This window comes from Ramlibacter sp. WS9 (genome assembly GCF_003797765.1).
In the GTDB taxonomy this organism is placed as follows: domain Bacteria; phylum Pseudomonadota; class Gammaproteobacteria; order Burkholderiales; family Burkholderiaceae_C; genus Ramlibacter.
Genome location: NZ_RKMB01000003.1, coordinates 297875 through 315216 on the forward strand (window position 1 = coordinate 297875; position 17342 = coordinate 315216).

Sequence of the window (17342 nt, forward strand, 5' to 3'; positions counted from 1 at the left end):
GGTTCGCAATGTACGCAAACCTCGCGTCATAATGAAGGACTGAATTGGCGAATGAATGCGAATGAAACCCTTCATGTTTGCAAATTGTGCGAATAGTCGCTTATGAAAAAAACCTTCATGGGCGTGCGCCTGCGGCGCCTGCGCGAAGAGCGCGGCATGAACCAGGTCACGCTGGCGAATGCGCTCGGCTTGTCGCCGAGCTACCTGAATCAGCTGGAACAGAACCAGCGGCCCCTCACGGTGCCTGTGCTGCTGAAGATCAACCAGGCCTTTGGCCTGGACGTGCAGATGTTTTCGGAAGACGACGAGGCGCGCGTGATCTCCGACCTGCGCGAAGTGCTGGCCCACGCGGCGGCGCCGGACACGATCTCATTGGCCGAGATCAAGGAGCTGGCCTCGGGTATGCCGGCCGTGGCGCGCACGCTGATCCGCATGCAAAACCGCCACCGCGAGGCGATGGAGCGGCTTGAGGCCATGGCCGCGCGCCTGGGCGACGACCGCAGCGGCCTCACCGGCATCCAGCCCATGCCCTACGAAGAGGTGCGCGATTTCTTCGTCGCACGGCACAACCACATTGCCGAACTGGACGACGCCGCGGAACGAATGGCCCGCGAGTGGAAGCTTGAAACCGGCAATCCAACGGACGGCCTGGTTCGCCGCCTGCACGAGAAGCATGGAGTTCGCGTCCTGCGTATGGCCGATAGCGCCCAGATGCAGGCCGACATGGGCGCGCAACGCCAGTTCGACCCCAAGGCCAAGGTGCTGCAGGTCTCGCCCTATCTTGAGCCCGGGCAGGCCGCCTTCCAGATGGCGACTCAACTCGCCTTCCTGGAACTGGGCGGCGAACTCGCGCGGCTGTCGGAAGGCGGCGGGCTGTCGGGCGAGCCGGCCAGGGCGCTGGCCCGCATCGGTCTGGCCAACTACTTCGCCGGCGCGCTGCTGCTGCCCTATGGCCAGTTCCTGGAAGCCGCGGAGGCGATGCGCTACGACATCGACCGCCTGGGGCGGCGCTTCGGTGTCGGCTTCGAGACGGTGTGCCACCGGCTGAGCACACTGCAGCGCCCCAGCGCGCGCGGCGTGCCGTTCTTTTTTATCCGGGTGGACCGGGCGGGCAATATTTCCAAGCGGCAATCCGCCACGCATTTCCACTTTTCCAAAGTGGGCGGCACCTGCCCTCTGTGGAACGTGTACGAGGCGTTCGCGCAACCGGGTCGCGTGCTGACCCAGCTGGCGCGCATGCCGGATGGGCGGGCCTACCTGTGGGTGGCCAGGAGTGTCTCAGGTGGGCAGGAAGGCCACGGGTCGCTGGGCAAGACCTTCGCCATCGCGCTGGGCTGCGACATTCAGCATGCCGGGCGCCTGGTCTACTCCAAGGGCCTGGATCTCAAGGACCCCGAAGTCCCCACGCCCATCGGCATGGGCTGCAAGGTCTGCGAGCGCGAAGCCTGTCCGCAGCGCGCCTTTCCCTTCATCGGGCGGCAGATCGACATCAACGAGAACCGGCGGCCGCTCGCGCCGTACGCAGTGCAGTCGACCGGCACCGTGAAGTTGAAACACCCGCTTGGCCAGGTCGATGCCGAGAATGTCGATTTCCATGGTGGCCCTCCGTATGAGAACGGTTGATGAGACGCGCAGTCTGAAAGAACTCCTGCCCAAGGACGAAAAGTCAGAGCCCAACAGACATGCGGCCCTCATTCGGCAGTCGCTCACCGACGATGCCGCGCGCGTCACGGCCCTGCTCAATTCGTTCTCGGACCTGGACCTAGCCGACCAGCTCGGCCGCCTACTGCACACGCTGTCCCCGTGCGACTACTTCGGCAACAATTCTTAGGCCGCGTTGTTTCTCGTGCGATTTGTAGCGGTAGGGGTGTTCGGCCTGGCGACTGAGTGATGCTGCAGCGCCGCGATCAAGGGGCACGACACGGTGCCCCGAGTGTTCTCGCAATCCATGACCAGATGGGCCAGGACTGACTCGATGCGGCGCAGGTCGGCCAGTTTTTCGCGGACGTTCTCCAGCTTTTGTTGCCCGAGCTCGCGCGCCTCGCGGCAATGGGTTCCGTCGTCCAGCGCGAGCAGGCCTTTGACCTCGTCAAGGCTGAAGCCCAAGCGTTGAGCCGACTTGATGAACCGCACGCGTTCCACATCCGGCATGCCGTAGCGGCGGATACTGCCGCTGGGCTTGCTGGGCTCACTCAACAGGCCCTCACGCTGGTAGTAGCGCACCGTCTCCACGTTGACGCCCGCGGCCGCCGCAAAGGCCCCGATGGTCATCCGTTCCAGATCTGGGTTCATTGGCTTGACTCCGTACTTGACTACGGGAGTATTGTCGGCTGATTCAAGCAACAAGGAGTTGGCCAATGGACAGGATAACGCGCGCCGCCGACAAGGCAGGAGCCCTGGGCAGCGTGATTGCCGCGGCTTCGTGCCCAGCCTGCTTTCCGGCCCTGGCAGGGCTGGGGGCGGCGCTGGGCCTCGGCTTCCTGGACGGATACGAGGGCTTGTTCATCAACACGCTGCTGCCGCTGTTCGCAGCGATCGCGCTGGTCGCCAACGCGCTGGGCTGGTTCAGGCATCGGCAGTGGCACCGCAGCGTGCTGGGGATGGTCGGCCCGGCGATGGTCCTGGCAGCCATGCTGCTGTTCTTCGGCCACTGGTGGACCGCCAACTTGCTTTATGCGGGACTGGCCTTCATGGTCGCCATTTCACTGTGGGACCTGTTCTGGCCAGCGAACAAGCGTTGTGCGGCAGACGGGTGCGAAGCGAGTCAGGTGGGGGCATGACCCGGGTAGCGGCCTTGCCAAGCGTGCCGGTGCTCGAGTCGGTGTTGACATGCCCGAATTGCGGCCATGCGCAGCGGCTGGAGATGCCCACGAACGCCTGCCTGTTCTTTCATGAATGTGAGACCTGCAAGGGCGTATTGAGACCGAAGCCTGGGGACTGCTGCGTCTTCTGCTCCTACGGCACGGCACCGTGCCCGCCGAAGCAGTCGGCCGCCGGCGACAAAGCCTGCTCCTAATCGTTCCATCGACGGTCTGAGGTGTGAGCCCGGGGGCCGCTGGCGGTTCGTGGTACAGCCGCACCACCTCCAACTGCAGCCCGTCAGCGAATGCCCAGGGCGTGGTCGAGCGACAGGCGGCCGGCCCCGCGGCCCACCAGATAGAGCAGCAATGCCGCCCATGAGAGATGCGTCGGCCACGCGTCCGGATAGACAAAGATCTGGATCACCAGTGTCATTCCCAGCAAGGCCAGCGCCGACAAGCGCGTGGCCAGGCCCAGCACCAGCAACAGCGGGAACAAATGCTCCGCATAGGCCGCCAGATGCGCCGCGATTTCTGGAGGCACGAACGGCAGCCTGTATTCGGTGCGGAACAGTTCATAGGCGCTGTCGGTCAGGGTCAGGAAGCCCTCGACTTTGGTGCGGCCAGAGTAGAAGAAGATCGCGGCTACGCCTGCGCGCGCGGCTGGCGCCAGCAGCAGATCGTGAGCAATGATGCGCGTGAGCCGATCGGCCGCCGCGTTCCAGTGGGCGCGAAGACCACGCTGGCTGCCGCTGGCGACCGACCGGGGAACTTGAAGGTTTGTGCTCATGGTGCTCTTTCGTCAGAGGCGTGTGGCGCAGCAGTACCGGCAAACGCGCCGGCTTGCAGCAGTGTCGTAAAGGTGGCCGCGAGGTCTGCCTGCGGGTCGGCCGCCAGTGCGCGCTCCCCCGCCTCGGCGAGGTCGACCCCAGCGGCACAGGCATCGAGGAAGACGCAACCGGCCTTCGTGATGTCGCGCCAGCTCACCGCGTCGCGAGGCCGGGTCAGCAGCGCGCCTTCGCCTCTCCAGGTCAACTCCTCGGGAACTTCGACCTGCCGGCGATTGCGCTCCCAGACGGTGTAGATCGGCTGGTCGTCGAACCAAATCCAGCGGGCCGCCGGATGTGGACTCAGGGCCAGGCCAGCCATCTGCTCCGGACTGTGGCGGGCGAGCCATGCGGCATCGGCAGCAGGTTCATCTTGCGCGCCGTGGGCCTCGCGCCAGAGGGTGTCGAGTTGGGCCACGCCGGGCAGATAGACCAGTTCCGCCGCTGGCTCGAAGTCGCGGAGGAAGCCAGCGAACCCGCTGCCGTAGTGCAGAAAGCGTCCGTCGCGTGGCGCGTCGGCGGCCACGTAGAGCGCGGCCGCGGCACGAAACCATTCGTCGCCCACCAGCCGCGCGACCACCGGAAAGTTGGCTTGCAGCGCATCGATGCAAGCCTTCATTACTGTGTTGCGGTAAACCGCGAACGCGGGTTGCGCTGCCAACTCCCACATCTCGGGTTGCGCCGCTTCCAGCGGCGCGAACAAGGCCAGCGCGAAGGCTTGCTGGAATTGGCCATGCGGCGTGCTCACGTCGTGGCCTCTTGCGTCACGCATTCGAGTTCGGCCACGGCCCGACCCCGCTCGGCCATCAGTTCCTCGAAGGCCGGCACATTGCCATCGCGCTCGATCAGCGTGGGCCGGGCGCCGGCACGTTCGATGAAGCGGCGATAGAGATGCCAGACTTCCGGTGCGACGGGGGCGTCGTGCGAATCGATCAACAGGGAGTCCCCCAGCGCCGGATCGACGGTATGGCCCGCGAGATGAATCTCGCTGACCAGCGCATGCGGAAACCGGTCGAGCCACTGCGTCGCAGAAAATCCAAGGTTGCGCGCCGACACATGCACGTTGTTGATGTCGAGCAGCAGCGTGCAGCCGGTACGCTGCGCCAGTTCGCAGAGGAAGTCGATCTCGTCCCACTCATGCCCGTCGATACGCAGGTAGTGCGACGGGTTTTCGATGGCGATCGCAGTCTTCAGCACGTCCTGGCTGCGCGCGATATTGGCAGCGATTCGGTGCAGCGCGGCGGTGCTGCGCGGGAAAGGCAGCAGATCGGGAAAGTACTGGCCGTTCCACGTGGACCAGGCCAGATGCTCGGAAATCAGCGTCGGCTGGACGCGCCGAGCCAGCGCCGCCAGCCTTTGAAGATGCGCGGCATCCGGCTCTTCATCGCCCGCGAGCGAAAGTGACACGCCGTGCAGCGACACCGGATGGCGGGAGCGGATTGCCTCCAGCCATCCGAGCCGCGGGCCGCCCGCCACCATGTAGTTCTCGGGGTGCACCTCGAACCACAGACCCTCGGCTTCGGCCGACAACGCCGGTGCGTAGTGCTCCGGCTTGAGGCCGAGACCGGCCGTGAGGACGTCGTTCATGGCGGCGCAACGGCGAATCAGGATTTGATGGGCGCCAGTGAGCCGGTGCCCTTGGGGGTCTTGATCGTGGTACAGGTACCGGCCGCCACGTTCTTCCAGGAGTTGCCCTGGTAGTCGACCTTCGACGTGCCCGCGCAGGTGGTGCCGGGCCCGGCGGCGCAGTCGTTCTTGCCGGCCATCGAGACGCCGTAGCACTTCTCCATCTTGGCCATCTTGTCGGCCATCGGTTTGTCTTGGGCCGCGGCGGAGCCGGCGGCGAGGGCGCCCAGCGCAAGGGCGGCGATGACGAGAGGGCGATTGATCATGGATGAACTCCGAGGGTTGGTTGAAGAGTGCAATCGCGCCGGAACGCGCGGTCACTTTCGCTAGTTCGCCGTTCGTGCCGACGCGGTTACAGTGCACGGCACAATCGGCCGGATATTTTTGACGCTGCCTGTAACCGGGCGAGCCGAGAGTTCGAATGACAAGATGGGATGCGATGGTGAAGAGCGATGCGGAACCGGTGCTACACGACTTGTTCGTGCGCGGCCTCAATGGAGACGCCGCTGCGTACCGGGCCTTCCTGCAGAAGCTCAGCGTCCATTTGCGCGCCTTTTTGGGCAGGCGCCTCTTTGGCTGGCCCGATGAAGTGGAAGACCTCGTCCAGGAATGCTTGCTCGCCATGCACAACCAGCGCCACACCTACCAGAGCGACCAGCCGCTGACGGCCTGGGTGCATGCGATTGCGCGTTACAAGATGATCGACCTGCTGCGCGCCAAGTCGGTCCGCGAGGACCTAAATGACCCACTGGACGACGACCTGGCCGTCTTCGCCGAGTCGGCGATTGAGGCGAGCGACGCGAAACGCGATCTCGGTGGCCTGCTCGATACGCTGCCCGAACGCCAGCGCTTGCCGATCCTGCACGTGAAGATCGAAGGACTCTCGGTGGCTGAAACCGCAAGCCTGACCGGCATGTCCGAGTCGGCGGTGAAGGTCGGCATCCACCGCGGCCTCAAGGCCCTGGCTGCCAGATGCAGGAGCGCTGCATGAAGACCGACGATCTCGTGGCAATGCTCGCTACCGGCGTCACCGCCGTTCCGCGGCGTGCCGCCCACCGACGCATCGGGCTGGCGCTGCTGGCCGGGGTACCGCTGTCGCTGGCGATCCTATTCACCGGCTACGGATTGCGCGACGACTTGGGGCAAGTGATCTCGCTGCCGATGTTCTGGGCCAAGCTGTTGTTCCCGCTGTGCATCGCCGTCTCGGCTTTTGTCACGGTGGAACGCCTTGCGCGGCCGGGCGTCGAGGTGCGGCGAGCCTGGATGGGCTTGGTGGCGCCGGTGCTGGTGGTCTGGGCGATGGCCGTCGCGGCCTGGTTCACCGCGCCGATGGAGGACCGGATTCCGGCCTTGCTGGGGCAGTCGTGGCGCACCTGCGCGCTGAGCATTGGCCTCATGGCTCTGCCCGTTTTTGTGACGGCGCTGCTGGCGCTCAGGGGGCTGGCCCCGACACGGCCGGCGCTCGCGGGTGCTGCCGCGGGGGCGCTGGCAGGGGGCGTTGGGGCCGCAATCTACGCGCTGTACTGCATAGAACTCGCCGCACCGTTTCTCGCGGTCTGGTACGTGATCGGCATGATGGTGCCGGTGCTTGCGGGCGCCATGCTGGGGCGTTGGTTGCTGCGCTGGTAGGGGTGATCTTGGTTTCCGTGCCGATTGTTGCGCTTGGACGTGCGGGATAACCCGCAGTTGCTCAGCAAGTAGGCGGCACTGGCCACGCGCCTACCGATCGCGCACCGGGTCCGGGCCTTTTGCCGCATCGTGCCCTTTGCGGGTCGCGAGCCGTTCATGATGGGACCCGCCGACGTGATGCCGCTGCCCGCCTGCCGGCGCGGCGTGGTCGTGCTCGCGGGCGGCGCGTTCCAGGCCTTCAAGAATGCCGCACTCGGCTGTGGCGCGGCCGACGGAACAACTGGCACGAAGAGCACGCAGCTCTTTTGCCAACGCCTTCAATTCCTGAATCCGCGTGGTCACGTGGCCGATATGTTCATCCAGCAGCTCGTCGACCTCACCGCAATTTCCCCGGGGCGAGTCCTTGTACCCGAGCAACGTCCGGATTTCATCAAGCGTCATGTCCAGGCATCGGCAATGCCGAATGAACGCCAGCCGCTGCTTGTGGCTCTCGTCATAGACCCTGTAGTTCCCGTCCGTCCTTCCCGCCACAGATAGCAGCCCTTGCCGTTCGTAGTACCGGATGGTCTCGACCTGCGTCCCGGTGGCCGCCGCCAACTGCCCGATCTTCATGTTTATGCTCCAGCTTGACTCTAATGTCGCTACAGGGTTTCCAATTAGGCCATGGACACAAAAACCCTGCCCCAAGAAGAAACAGGCTCGTGCGGCTCTCCTGCCTGCGCCGCGCCCGCCGCCCCGCAGGCTGCGCCGCTCACTGCAGGCCAACGCTTTCGCATCGCGACCATGGATTGCAGCGCCGAGGAGGCCGAGATTCGCCGGGCCCTGGAGCCGATTGCCGGGATTCGCTCGCTGAACTTTCAGCTGGGCGCTCGCACCCTCGGCATCGATGCCGCCGACGAGGCTTTTCCGCTTGCGCTTGAAGCCATTCGGAAAGCCGGCTTCGCCCCGGAGCCGATCATCTCCAAAGACACTGTTGAATCACAGACGCGCGAGGGTCATAGTGACGTTCACGACCACGATCACGACATCGGACGTGGGGTCGCGCGCCTGGCGATGGCGCTTGGGATGGCCGTCGCGGCGGAGGCCACGGAGTTCTTCGCACCCGAAGGCTTGGTTTGGAAGCTGATCGGGATGGCGCTGGCGGCGGTCGCGATCTGGCTCGCCGGCCTGGACGTTTACAAGAAGGGCGTGGCGGCGCTCTTACGCGGCAAATTGAATATCAATGCCCTGATGTCCGTCGCGGTCACCGGCGCCTTCGTCATTGGGCAGTGGCCCGAGGCGGCCATGGTGATGGCTCTCTATGCCATCGCGGAATTGATCGAGGCGCGCGCAGTCGATCGAGCCCGCAACGCGATCAAAGGCTTGCTGGCGCTGGCCCCGGAAGAGGCCCTTGTCCAGGCGGCTGACGGCAGTTGGAAGCTCACCCCGGTGGTCGACGTTCCGCTTGAGGCCATCGTGCGCATCAAGCCGGGCGAGCGGCTGCCGCTGGACGGAGTCATCACCAAGGGGACGGGCGCGGTCAACCAGGCTCCGGTCACCGGCGAGAGCATCCCGGTGGACAAAGCCCCCGGCGATCAGGTCTTCGCGGGGACCATCAACGAGACTGGAGAGCTGGAATTCCGGGTGACGGCCGCGGCCGGCAACACGACATTGGCCCGCATCATCCATGCGGTGGAACAGGCGCAGGGCACGCGCGCGCCGACCCAGCGTTTCGTGGACCGCTTCGCCGCGATCTACACCCCTGCCGTCTTTGTGCTGGCCATCGCGGTCGCCGTGTTGACGCCGTTCCTGCTGGAGTTGACCTGGCTGGAAGCCCTGTACAAGGCGCTCGTGCTGCTGGTGATCGCGTGTCCTTGCGCGTTGGTGATTTCCACACCGGTGACCGTCGTGAGCGGACTTGCTGCCGGCGCCAGGCGCGGCATCCTGATCAAGGGCGGTGTCTACCTGGAGTCCGCCCGCAATCTCAAGGCGGTCGCGCTGGACAAGACAGGCACCATCACCGAAGGCAAACCGAAGCTGGTGGAATGGCGCACATGGGCCGGCGCCGAAGATGCAAGCACCAAACTGCTGGCAGCCAGCCTGTCGAGCCGCTCCGACCATCCGGTTTCTCAAGCCATCGCCGCGGGTCTGGACGGCGAGCGCGCCGAGGTAGAGGACTTCGCCGCCTTGCCCGGGCGCGGCGTCACGGGGGTCGTCAACGGCAAGAGCCTGCTGCTGGGCAACCATCGCGCCGTGCATGAGCGCGGCCTTTGCGGACCCGAAGTCGAGGCCGAACTGAGCAAGCACGAACAGGAGGGCCGGACCGTCACGCTGCTGGCCCAGGACGACCAGGTGCTGGCGATCTTCGCCGTCGCCGACACGATCAAGGAGACGTCTCGACAGGCGATCGCGGACCTCAAGACACTCGGCGTCGTTCCGGTCATGCTGACCGGCGACAACATGGCCACGGCCAAGGCCATCGCCGCGCAAGCCGGCATCGAGGATGCTCGCGGAGACCTCTTGCCGGAAGCGAAGCTGGAGGCCATCACCGCGATGCGTCAACGCTACGGCGCCACGGGAATGACGGGCGACGGTATCAACGACGCACCGGCCCTCGCCCAGGCCGACATCGGCTTCGCGATGGGCGGCGCCGGCACCGACATCGCCATGGAAGCAGCTGACGTCATCATCATGAACGACAACCTGCAGCGGGTGGCAGAGACGGTGCGGCTTTCCAGGCGCACGCATGGCGTGCTGTGGCAGAACATCTCGCTCGCGCTGGGCATCAAGGCTGTGTTCCTCGTGCTCGCCGTGTTCGGATCGGCCACCATGTGGATGGCAGTGTTTGCGGACATGGGCGCGAGCCTCTTAGTGGTGGGCAATGGCTTGCGGCTTCTGCGTGGCGCGAAGGACTCTTCGCCCGCCGCGCCATCCCGCAAGGAGCCTGTCCATGCACATTGATCGCGAACAACAGCGGCGTGTCTACGCTCGCCTGGTCGACGGCTTTCGCGCCGGCGCGACCGAAGGCGTCGAGCAGCGCTGGCAATGGCTGATGGCGGCTCACATCATCGGACAGATGGATTTCCGGCTCCATGTTCACAGCCACGTCGTCATGCTGGCCTTCGCCGCCAAGACCGGCGACTGGCCCGAGGTGGGCGGTCAACTGATCCGGCTGGCACTGGTGCCGCTCGGTCACTTGGTCGGACGTCTGCCGACAGGCAACATTGGCCGAGCGACCGTGAACGCCTTCCAACCCATGCCTTTGTCTATGGAGCTTCAGCAGCTCATCGGCGAAGCGCGACTTGCCGCGGTTGCAAAGCCCGCCCGTAACTCGGCGGAAACGTCTTCCTGATAGGATTCGCGCCGATGCGTCGTTTTTGGTTGTTGTTGTTGGCCTTGGTCATGCCCCTGCAGATGAGCTGGGCAGCCGTGCATTTCTGCGACGACCAAGTGCCGACAATCTCCGCCGATGCGGCAGCCAAGGGCGCTGAAAGAATTCTGCACGTCCACGATGAACAGGCCAAACAAGGCCTGGGTTCGGACGCCGCTGCCGAACCTTGCTGCGGCGCCGCCCACGGCTGCCACGGCCTGCACAACCTGATCGCCCAGGCTGCACCCGGCGATTCCACCGCTCCCTCCCGCTGCCCCCTTGTGGCATCTGACGATCGCATGGCGCGGCGGCAGTTCTCCGACCGGCACGAACGCCCGCAGTGGCTCCCCGCCTAAACGGCGGGCCGCACCTCTTCCCCCTTTCTTTCCCGCGGTTCGCCGAAGTCTCGTGTTTGACTTTCGGAGAACTGAATGCATTGCTGCGTTTCGAGGCCCGCTGTGGCCGTTTTGTTGGGCTGGATGGCCATGTCGGGCCCGTCCCTGGCCCAGCCCGCGCCGTCATTGCGCCAAGCCGTTGAAGCAGCTTGGTCGCTGAGTCCCCAGGCGCGGGCGCTCGCCAGCCGCCAAGCTGAACTGGAGGCCCGAGCCCGGGCCGCGTCTTCGCTGATAGCGGGCCCGCCCAGCTTGTCGCTGGGTCATCGCACCGATCGCGTCGGCAGCAACGGCGGGCTGCGCGAGTCCGAGTTCGAGGTCACCGCGCCGCTCTGGACACCGGGTGTGCGCCGCGCCACAGCGGACCAGGTCGAGGCTGACCGTGCTTCGTTCGAGCAACAGCAGGCACTGGCCAAGATGAAGTTGGCCGCCGAGGTGCGGGAACTGGCGGCTCAGGCCGCTATCGCGCAGATCGAACGCGAGGTGGCCCAGAGCAAGTTGCGCGAGGCCCAGGTGCTGGCCGGAGACGTCGAGCGGCGCGTCAAGGTCGGTGAAGTCGCCCGAGTGGATCTGCTGCAGGCGCAATCGGTCCAGCGCCAGGCCGCCGCCGCCCAAGCGCAGGCGCAGAGCGCGCAGGCCCGTTCGCTGGCGCAGTGGCGGGCGTTGACCGGACTCGCCCAGTCGGCATCACTCGACGAACAGGCTGGCAGTGCGCAGGAGCATCCGGCGGTGACCGCGGCGCAGGCTCAGCTGCGCGCCGCACAGGCCAAGCTTGCCTGGACGCAGGCCGATCACCGCGATCCCGTGGAGGTCGGTGTGGGCATGGTTCGCGAGCGCGCCGCGTTCGGTGCGCCGAACGAAACCTCCCTCAAGCTGTCCCTGCGCGTGCCCTTGGGCAGCCACGGCCGCAACGCACCGAAGCTCGCGGCTGCGCAAGCGGAGGTATATGCGGCCGAAGCCGAAGCCCAGGCCACCGTGCGCAGCGTGGACGCCGAACAGGAGGCCACACGCGCCGAGCTGGCAGCCGCCCAGCGTGCCGAAGCACTCGCTGCCGAACGGGAAACCGCCAGCCGCGAAGTTCAGGCCCTGATCGCCAAGTCGTACCGCCTCGGTGAGAGCGATCTGCCCACGCGCCTGCGTGCCGAGAGCGAACGCTTCGAGGCCGAACTCGCACACGCCAAGGCACGGCTGGAGACTCGCCGCGCCATCGCAAAACTCAATCAAGCCAACGGAATCCTTCCATGAGCGTCACGTACTTCTTCTTCCATGCCTTGCGGCGCGGCCTTGCCGCCACCGCGCTGCTCGCCGCCGCCGGGGCGGCCCTGGCGGGCGACGGGCACAACCATGGCGATGAAGCGCCGGTGGCTACCGGCACGGCCAGCCCACGCATCCAGGCCCACTCCGACCTGTTCGAATTGGTGGGCATCGTCGACAAGGGCCAGATGGCCGTCTACCTCGACCGCTTCGCCACCAACGAGCCGATCCTCAACGCCAAGATCGAGTACGAGTCGGGAACGAACAAGGGCGTAGCCACACCGCAGGCCGACGGCACCTACCTGATCAAGTTCGACGCCTTGGCCAAGCCGGGCGAGTTGCCCTTCTCGTTCACGGTGACGGCCGGAGCCGACACGGACCTTCTGGCCGCGGACCTGGACCTGAAGGACCCGCACGACCATCACGACGAAGCAGGCCGCACGTGGCTGCACTGGCTCGGGTACGCCCTGGCAGCCGCCGCTACGATCGCACTCGCCGTGTTCCTCACACGCAAATACAGGACCACGCGGCTGGCCCGCGCGAACGGTTGAAGAAGATGATGAAACGAATCCTTTCCAGCCTGGTCCTTGCCAGTGTGTTCCTGACGCCGGCGGCGCTGGCCGGCCCCGGGCACGACCACGGCGAATCCGCGCCGGCGGCCAGCAGCAATTCGCCCAAGCGCAACCCGGACGGCAGTGTGTTCCTGCCCAAGACCTCCCAGCGGCAGCTGGCGGTGCGCACCGTGCTCACGGAAGCCAAGACGGTGCCCCAGACCGTGGAACTCACCGGCCGCGTCCTGATGGATGCGAACGCCGGCGGCCGCGTCCAGCCGACCCAGGCCGGGCGTATCGAGGCCGGCGCGCGCGGCCTGCCGCAACTCGGGCAGTCCGTTCGCAAGGGCGAGGTGCTGGCGATCGTTCGGTCATCCGCCGGAGCGATCGAGCGCGCCAACCAGCAGGCGCAGAGCGCCGAGCTGAGCGCGCAGCTTGAGCTCGCGCGCCGCCGCGCGGCTCGTTTGGCGCAGCTGGAGGGCACCGTCCCGCAAAAGGACATCGAGGCCGCCCAAGCCGATGTCGGGAGCCTGCAGCAGCGCGTTGCCGCCGTGCGCGGTTCCGTCTCCGCGTCAGAGTCGCTCGTGGCGCCGATCAGCGGTGTGATCTCGGCGGCCAATGTGGTGGCAGGCCAGGTCGTCGACGCGCGCGAACTGCTGTTCGAGATCGTGGACCCAGCCCGGCTGATGGTGGAGGCGCTGGCCTTCGATGCCTCGTTGCTTTCGGGCATTTCTTCGGCCAGCGCTTCGCCGGCCGCCGGTGTGAGTGTGCCGCTGCGCTTTGTGGGCGCCGGGCGCGCCCAACGGGAAGGCGCGATCCCTCTGCTGTTTCGCACTACGGCGACCGGTGCCGTTCCCCTGGCCGTCAACCAACCGGTCAAGGTTGTGGTGAACACGCGAAACGCCATTCAGGGCATTCCGGTTCCGGCCGCATCCGTGGTCAAGAACCCGAGCAACCAGGACACGGTCTGGGTCCACACCGGAGCCGAGACTTTTGTACCGCGACCGGTTCGCACGGTTGCGCTGGACGGTGCCACGGTGTCCGTGGTCGATGGGCTGAAGGCGGGTGAGCGGGTGGTGACCCAGGGCGCTGCGCTGGTCAACCAGGTGCGCTGAGGTCCACGATGTTCGAAAAACTCGTTGACTTTTCCCTGCACAACCGGCTCATCGTGGTGGTCGCCGCGATGATCCTGATGTTCTACGGCGCATTCACGCTCACACAGATGCCCGTGGACGTGTTCCCAGATCTGAACAAACCGACGGTCACGTTGCAGGCCGAGGCCGGCGGCATGGCGCCGGAAGAGGTCGAGCAGCTGATCACCGCGCCGCTGGAAACCGCCATGGGCGGCATTCCCGGCGTCGAAAGCATTCGCTCGGTGTCCAGCGTCGGCCTGGCGTTCGTCTACGTCACCTTCGACTGGAAGACCGACATCTACCGGGCCCGCCAGATGGTGGGCGAGCGCCTGTCCACCGCGCGCGAGCAGCTGCCGCCCGGCATCGAGCACGTGGGCATGGGCCCGGTCAGCTCGATCATGGGTGAGATCATGTCCGTGGCCCTGCCGATCGACCCCGCAAAGATCAATCCGATGGCGGTGCGCGAGTACGCCGACTTCGTGATCCGGCCGCGGCTGCTGACCATTCCGGGAGTCGCCCAGGTGGTGCCGATCGGCGGCGAGGTGCGGCAATACCAGGTGCAGCCCGATACGCAGCGCATGGCAGCGTTCGGAATCACCGTGGAGACGATCGAAGACACCCTCAAGGGCTTCTCCGGCAACACCAGCGGCGGCTTCCTGGAACTCAACTCGCGTGAGTACCTGATCCGCAACATCGGCCGAACCACGCGCATCGAGGACCTGGAGCGGCTGCCGGTGGCGTTTCGCAATGGCCAGCCGATAAGTCTGAAACAGGTCGCGACGGTTGCCTTTGCGCCGGCGATCAAGCGTGGCGACGCGGGCTACAACGGCAAGCCGGCGGTTCTGCTGGGCATCCAGAAACAGCCCGATGCCGACACCGTCAAGCTGACGGCAAAGGTGGAAGAGGCCCTGGAAGGCTTCAAGAAGAGCCTGCCCGCCGGCATGGGCGCGCCCATCGTCACGATGCGGCAAGCCAGCTTCATCGAGGCGTCGGTGAACACGCTGCAAGGCAAGTTCCTGGCCGCCGGTGCCGTGGTGGCGGCTGTCCTGTACCTGTTCCTCATGAACGTGCGCACGACCCTGATCGCGCTCACGGCCATCCCGCTGTCCGTGATGATCACCGTGCTGGTGTTCAAGTACTTCGGCTTCTCGATCAACACCATGACACTGGGTGGCCTGACCATCGCCATCGGCGGCCTGGTCGACGATGCGGTGGTTGGCGTCGAAAACGTTCTGCGGCGGCTGAAGATGGACCGCGCCGCCCATCCCGACCACCGCATGGGCCCGCTGGAACTGATCGCGCGTTCGACGCTGGAGGTGCGGTCCGCCATCCTGTACGCCACGGTGATCATCGTGCTGGTGCTGTTGCCGCTGTTCTTCCTGCCCGGGATCGAGGGACGGCTGATGCAGCCGCTGGCGGTGGCCTACATCGTTTCGTTGCTCGCCTCCATGCTGGTGTCCGTGACCGTGACCCCGGTGATGGCCTACTACCTGCTGCCCCGGATCAAGGGCCTGGACCACGGCGATACGCGGGTCCAGGCGTGGATCAAGAGTCGCTACCAGCTCGGTCTGCGGCGTGTCCTGGAGCGGCCCAAACCCTGGCTGGTGGCGGGCGGGGTGGCGGTGATCGTGGCCGGTGTCGCCGTGCCGTTCTTCCCAACGACATTCCTGCCGCCCTTCAATGAAGGTGTGGCGCTGGTCGGCCTGAGGCTCAACCCGGGCACCACCTTGGCGGAGACATCCCGCATCGGCGCGGTGGCCGAGGTCAACCTGCAGGCGGTGCCGGAGGTCGAGCATGTCGGACGGAGATCCGGTCGGGCCGAGCTGGACGAGCACGCTGAGGGCGTCCACGTGTCGGAGCTGGACGTCAAGTTGAAGCGCAGCGATCGCAGCGTCGAGGAGGTCTACGCCGACCTGCGAAGCAAGGTGTCCGCACTACCCGCCGCCATCGGCATCGGCCAGCCGATCAGCCACCGCATCGACCACATGCTGTCGGGGGTGCGCACGCAGATCGCGATCAAGGTCTACGGCGACGACCTGGATACCCTGCGCGGCCAGGCGGAGGCGCTGCGCCAGCAGCTGGCCGGCATCAAGGGCGTGGTCGATCTGGAAGTGGAGAAACAGGTCCTGACGCCACAGATCAAGGTGCGCGTCGACTATGACAAGGCGCTGGGCTACGGTCTGCCGCCAGCCAAGCTGCTGCGCGAGCTGCAGATGATGATCGATGGCGAGAAGGTGACCCAGATCGTGGAGGGCAACCGCCGTTTCAACCTGGTGCTGCGGCTGCCGGAGTCCGCCCGCGGGATCGAGGGCCTGCGCAACATCTTCATCGACACGCCAGGCGGGCGGGTGCCGCTGTCGCAGCTGGCTACGGTGGAAGAGTCCGACGGGCCCAACCAGATCAGCCGCGACGACGGGCGCCGCCGCATCGTGATCTCGGCCAATGCGCAGGGACGGGCGCTGAGCGACGTGGTGGGCGATATCCGGCGCGTCACCTCCGAGGTCAAGCTGCCCGAGGGGTACTTCATCACCATCGGCGGGCAGTTCCAGGCGCAGGAGGACGCGAGCCGGCTGATCGGGCTCCTGTCGATCGCGTCAGTCGTGCTGATCTACCTGATCCTGTTCTCGCGCTACAAGTCGGCGGTCCTGGCCTTCATCATCATGGCCAACATCCCGCTGGCCCTGGTGGGAGCGGTGTTCGGCCTGTGGCTGTCCGGCCAGCCACTGTCCATCGCGGCTCTGGTGGGATTCATCACGCTGGCTGGCATCGCGATCCGCAACGGCATCATGAAGGTGTCGCACTACATCAACCTGTGTGCCTTCGAGCGCGAGAGCTTCGACGATCAGATGCTGGTGCGCGGCTCGCTCGAGCGGCTGACGCCGGTGCTGATGACGGCGCTCGTGGCTGCTTTGGCGCTCGCGCCCTTGCTCTTCGAGGCCGACCGGCCGGGCACCGAGATCCTGCATCCGGTGGCCGTTGTGATTTTCTTTGGCCTCATCACCTCCACGCTGCTGGACTCTTTCCTCACGCCCGCCATGGTCAAGCTGTTCGGCCGCGAGCCGATCGAGAACCTGGTGGACGACTCCGGCACCGAGGCTTACTAGTTTTCTTCAACCTGTCCCATGAAAGGCAATCCCATGAAACTCCAGACCATCGTCATCGCAGCAGCCATCGCCTTCAGCGGTGCCGTATTCGCCCAGAAGAAGGACGACCACAACGCGCCCAAGCACGGCGGCATCGCCATCGAGACCAAGGCGCTCGACTTCGAAGTGGTCGCCAAACCCGACCTGATCCAGGTTTATGTCGGCGAGCACGGCAAGGCCGTGAAACTCGACGGTGCCAAGGGCAAGGTCACCTTGCTCAATGGCTCCGAAAAGACGGAAGTCGACTTGGCCCCGACCGGCGACAAGCTGGAGGCCAAGGGCACCTTCAAGGTGACCAAAGGCACGAAAGGAATCGCCTCAGTGACTCTCGCGGGCAAGCCGGCCGCAACCGCCCGATTCGAGATCAAATGAGGGCATTGCCCTTTGTTGGCGCATTGCTCGTTGCCATGGTGGCGCCTGGCTGCGCCACGGTTTACGAGGGCAAGTACAGCTGGAGCGACGGCTGGCGCAAAGCCGAGGTCCTGAAAGTCGGGAGTGCCACGGAAATCGGGAAGCGACAGTATTCTGATTGCCGTGACAAGAACGCCCCCGCGCCGCGGGTCGATCGTTTCGCCGTGCTGTCATACACCGAAATGAGTCGCAAGCGGCACCGAGTCGTGCCGCTCCAGCCAAGCGACGA

19 protein-coding genes and 1 pseudogene are annotated in these 17342 nt (G+C 65.8%); 14 read left to right on the forward strand and 6 right to left on the reverse strand.

The genetic code is table 11. From position 1 onward, the window contains the following. Window positions 1-102: 102 nt before the first annotated feature. Together EEB15_RS07300 and EEB15_RS07305 are read left to right on the forward strand one after the other, a co-directional pair. Window positions 103-1527 (forward strand): annotated as a pseudogene (locus EEB15_RS07300) (short-chain fatty acyl-CoA regulator family protein); the annotation flags it as partial. Between the two features lie 82 nt (window positions 1528-1609). Then, complete coding sequence (locus EEB15_RS07305; RefSeq protein WP_141509132.1) at window positions 1610-1831, forward strand: hypothetical protein; 222 nt, start codon at window positions 1610-1612, stop codon at window positions 1829-1831. On the opposite strand, the gene merR is transcribed toward EEB15_RS07305, so the two are convergent. Next, complete coding sequence (gene merR / locus EEB15_RS07310) at window positions 1828-2292, reverse strand: Hg(II)-responsive transcriptional regulator (RefSeq protein ID WP_141509134.1); 465 nt, start codon at window positions 2290-2292, stop codon at window positions 1828-1830. The genes EEB15_RS07305 and merR overlap by 4 nt on opposite strands. 65 nt (window positions 2293-2357) lie before the next feature. Here merR and merC point away from each other — a divergent pair, with 65 nt between their 5' ends. Together merC and EEB15_RS34180 are read left to right on the forward strand one after the other, a co-directional pair. Next, a complete protein-coding gene (merC, locus tag EEB15_RS07315; RefSeq protein ID WP_141509135.1) occupies window positions 2358-2780 on the forward strand; it encodes an organomercurial transporter MerC in 423 nt (140 codons plus the stop codon). Next, window positions 2777-3016 carry a GDCCVxC domain-containing (seleno)protein gene (locus EEB15_RS34180; protein WP_141509136.1) on the forward strand — a complete coding sequence of 80 codons (240 nt, stop codon included), beginning with the start codon at window positions 2777-2779 and terminating at the stop codon, window positions 3014-3016. The genes merC and EEB15_RS34180 overlap by 4 nt, the downstream gene beginning before the upstream one ends. An 83-nt stretch (window positions 3017-3099) precedes the next feature. On the opposite strand, the gene EEB15_RS07325 is transcribed toward EEB15_RS34180, so the two are convergent. From EEB15_RS07325 to EEB15_RS07340, 4 genes are read right to left on the reverse strand one after another with little or no spacing between them, the layout of a single operon-like run. Next, window positions 3100-3588: a DoxX family protein gene (locus EEB15_RS07325; RefSeq protein WP_141509138.1), complete on the reverse strand. Its 489-nt coding sequence runs from the start codon at window positions 3586-3588 to the stop codon at window positions 3100-3102. Next, entirely contained in the window at window positions 3585-4397 is an 813-nt protein-coding gene (locus EEB15_RS07330) for a DNA-binding domain-containing protein (protein ID WP_233259390.1), read from the reverse strand. The genes EEB15_RS07325 and EEB15_RS07330 overlap by 4 nt, the downstream gene beginning before the upstream one ends. After that, entirely contained in the window at window positions 4370-5212 is an 843-nt protein-coding gene (locus EEB15_RS07335) for a DUF692 domain-containing protein (RefSeq protein ID WP_141509140.1), read from the reverse strand. Before EEB15_RS07335 ends, EEB15_RS07330 begins: the two co-directional genes overlap by 28 nt. 17 nt (window positions 5213-5229) lie before the next feature. Continuing rightward, window positions 5230-5517, reverse strand: a complete 288-nt coding sequence (locus tag EEB15_RS07340; protein WP_141509142.1) for a DUF2282 domain-containing protein — start codon at window positions 5515-5517, stop codon at window positions 5230-5232. A 155-nt stretch (window positions 5518-5672) separates the two neighbouring features. Between EEB15_RS07340 and EEB15_RS07345 the strand changes: the two genes are divergently transcribed. Then, the gene (locus tag EEB15_RS07345) at window positions 5673-6242 is read left to right on the forward strand and encodes a sigma-70 family RNA polymerase sigma factor (RefSeq protein WP_199236475.1); all 570 of its coding nucleotides are present in this window, start codon (window positions 5673-5675) and stop codon (window positions 6240-6242) included. Beyond that, window positions 6239-6880: an NrsF family protein gene (locus EEB15_RS07350; protein WP_141509143.1), complete on the forward strand. Its 642-nt coding sequence runs from the start codon at window positions 6239-6241 to the stop codon at window positions 6878-6880. The genes EEB15_RS07345 and EEB15_RS07350 overlap by 4 nt, the downstream gene beginning before the upstream one ends. A gap of 90 nt (window positions 6881-6970) precedes the next feature. On the opposite strand, the gene cadR is transcribed toward EEB15_RS07350, so the two are convergent. Further along, complete coding sequence (cadR, locus tag EEB15_RS07355; RefSeq protein WP_141509145.1) at window positions 6971-7492, reverse strand: Cd(II)/Pb(II)-responsive transcriptional regulator; 522 nt, start codon at window positions 7490-7492, stop codon at window positions 6971-6973. 51 nt (window positions 7493-7543) lie between these two features. Here cadR and EEB15_RS07360 point away from each other — a divergent pair, with 51 nt between their 5' ends. From EEB15_RS07360 to EEB15_RS07395, 8 genes are all read left to right on the forward strand, one after another. Then, window positions 7544-9820, forward strand: a complete 2277-nt coding sequence (locus EEB15_RS07360) for a cation-translocating P-type ATPase (RefSeq protein ID WP_141509147.1) — start codon at window positions 7544-7546, stop codon at window positions 9818-9820. Continuing rightward, the gene (locus tag EEB15_RS07365) at window positions 9810-10211 is read left to right on the forward strand and encodes a DUF3703 domain-containing protein (protein ID WP_141509149.1); all 402 of its coding nucleotides are present in this window, start codon (window positions 9810-9812) and stop codon (window positions 10209-10211) included. Before EEB15_RS07360 ends, EEB15_RS07365 begins: the two co-directional genes overlap by 11 nt. Before the next feature lie 14 nt (window positions 10212-10225). After that, complete coding sequence (locus EEB15_RS07370) at window positions 10226-10585, forward strand: hypothetical protein (RefSeq protein WP_141509151.1); 360 nt, start codon at window positions 10226-10228, stop codon at window positions 10583-10585. Window positions 10586-10714: 129 nt separating this feature from the next. Beyond that, complete coding sequence (locus EEB15_RS07375; protein ID WP_158290026.1) at window positions 10715-11866, forward strand: TolC family protein; 1152 nt, start codon at window positions 10715-10717, stop codon at window positions 11864-11866. Next, entirely contained in the window at window positions 11863-12426 is a 564-nt protein-coding gene (locus tag EEB15_RS07380) for a hypothetical protein (protein WP_141509155.1), read from the forward strand. Before EEB15_RS07375 ends, EEB15_RS07380 begins: the two co-directional genes overlap by 4 nt. Window positions 12427-12434: 8 nt before the next feature. Further along, window positions 12435-13541, forward strand: coding sequence for an efflux RND transporter periplasmic adaptor subunit (locus tag EEB15_RS07385; protein WP_141509157.1), 1107 nt, complete (start codon window positions 12435-12437; stop codon window positions 13539-13541). 8 nt (window positions 13542-13549) lie between these two features. Next, window positions 13550-16663 carry an efflux RND transporter permease subunit gene (locus EEB15_RS07390; RefSeq protein WP_141509159.1) on the forward strand — a complete coding sequence of 1038 codons (3114 nt, stop codon included), beginning with the start codon at window positions 13550-13552 and terminating at the stop codon, window positions 16661-16663. 33 nt (window positions 16664-16696) lie between these two features. After that, window positions 16697-17074 (forward strand): hypothetical protein, encoded by a 378-nt coding sequence (locus tag EEB15_RS07395; RefSeq protein WP_141509161.1) that lies wholly within the window; start codon window positions 16697-16699, stop codon window positions 17072-17074. Window positions 17075-17342: the final 268 nt, after the last annotated feature.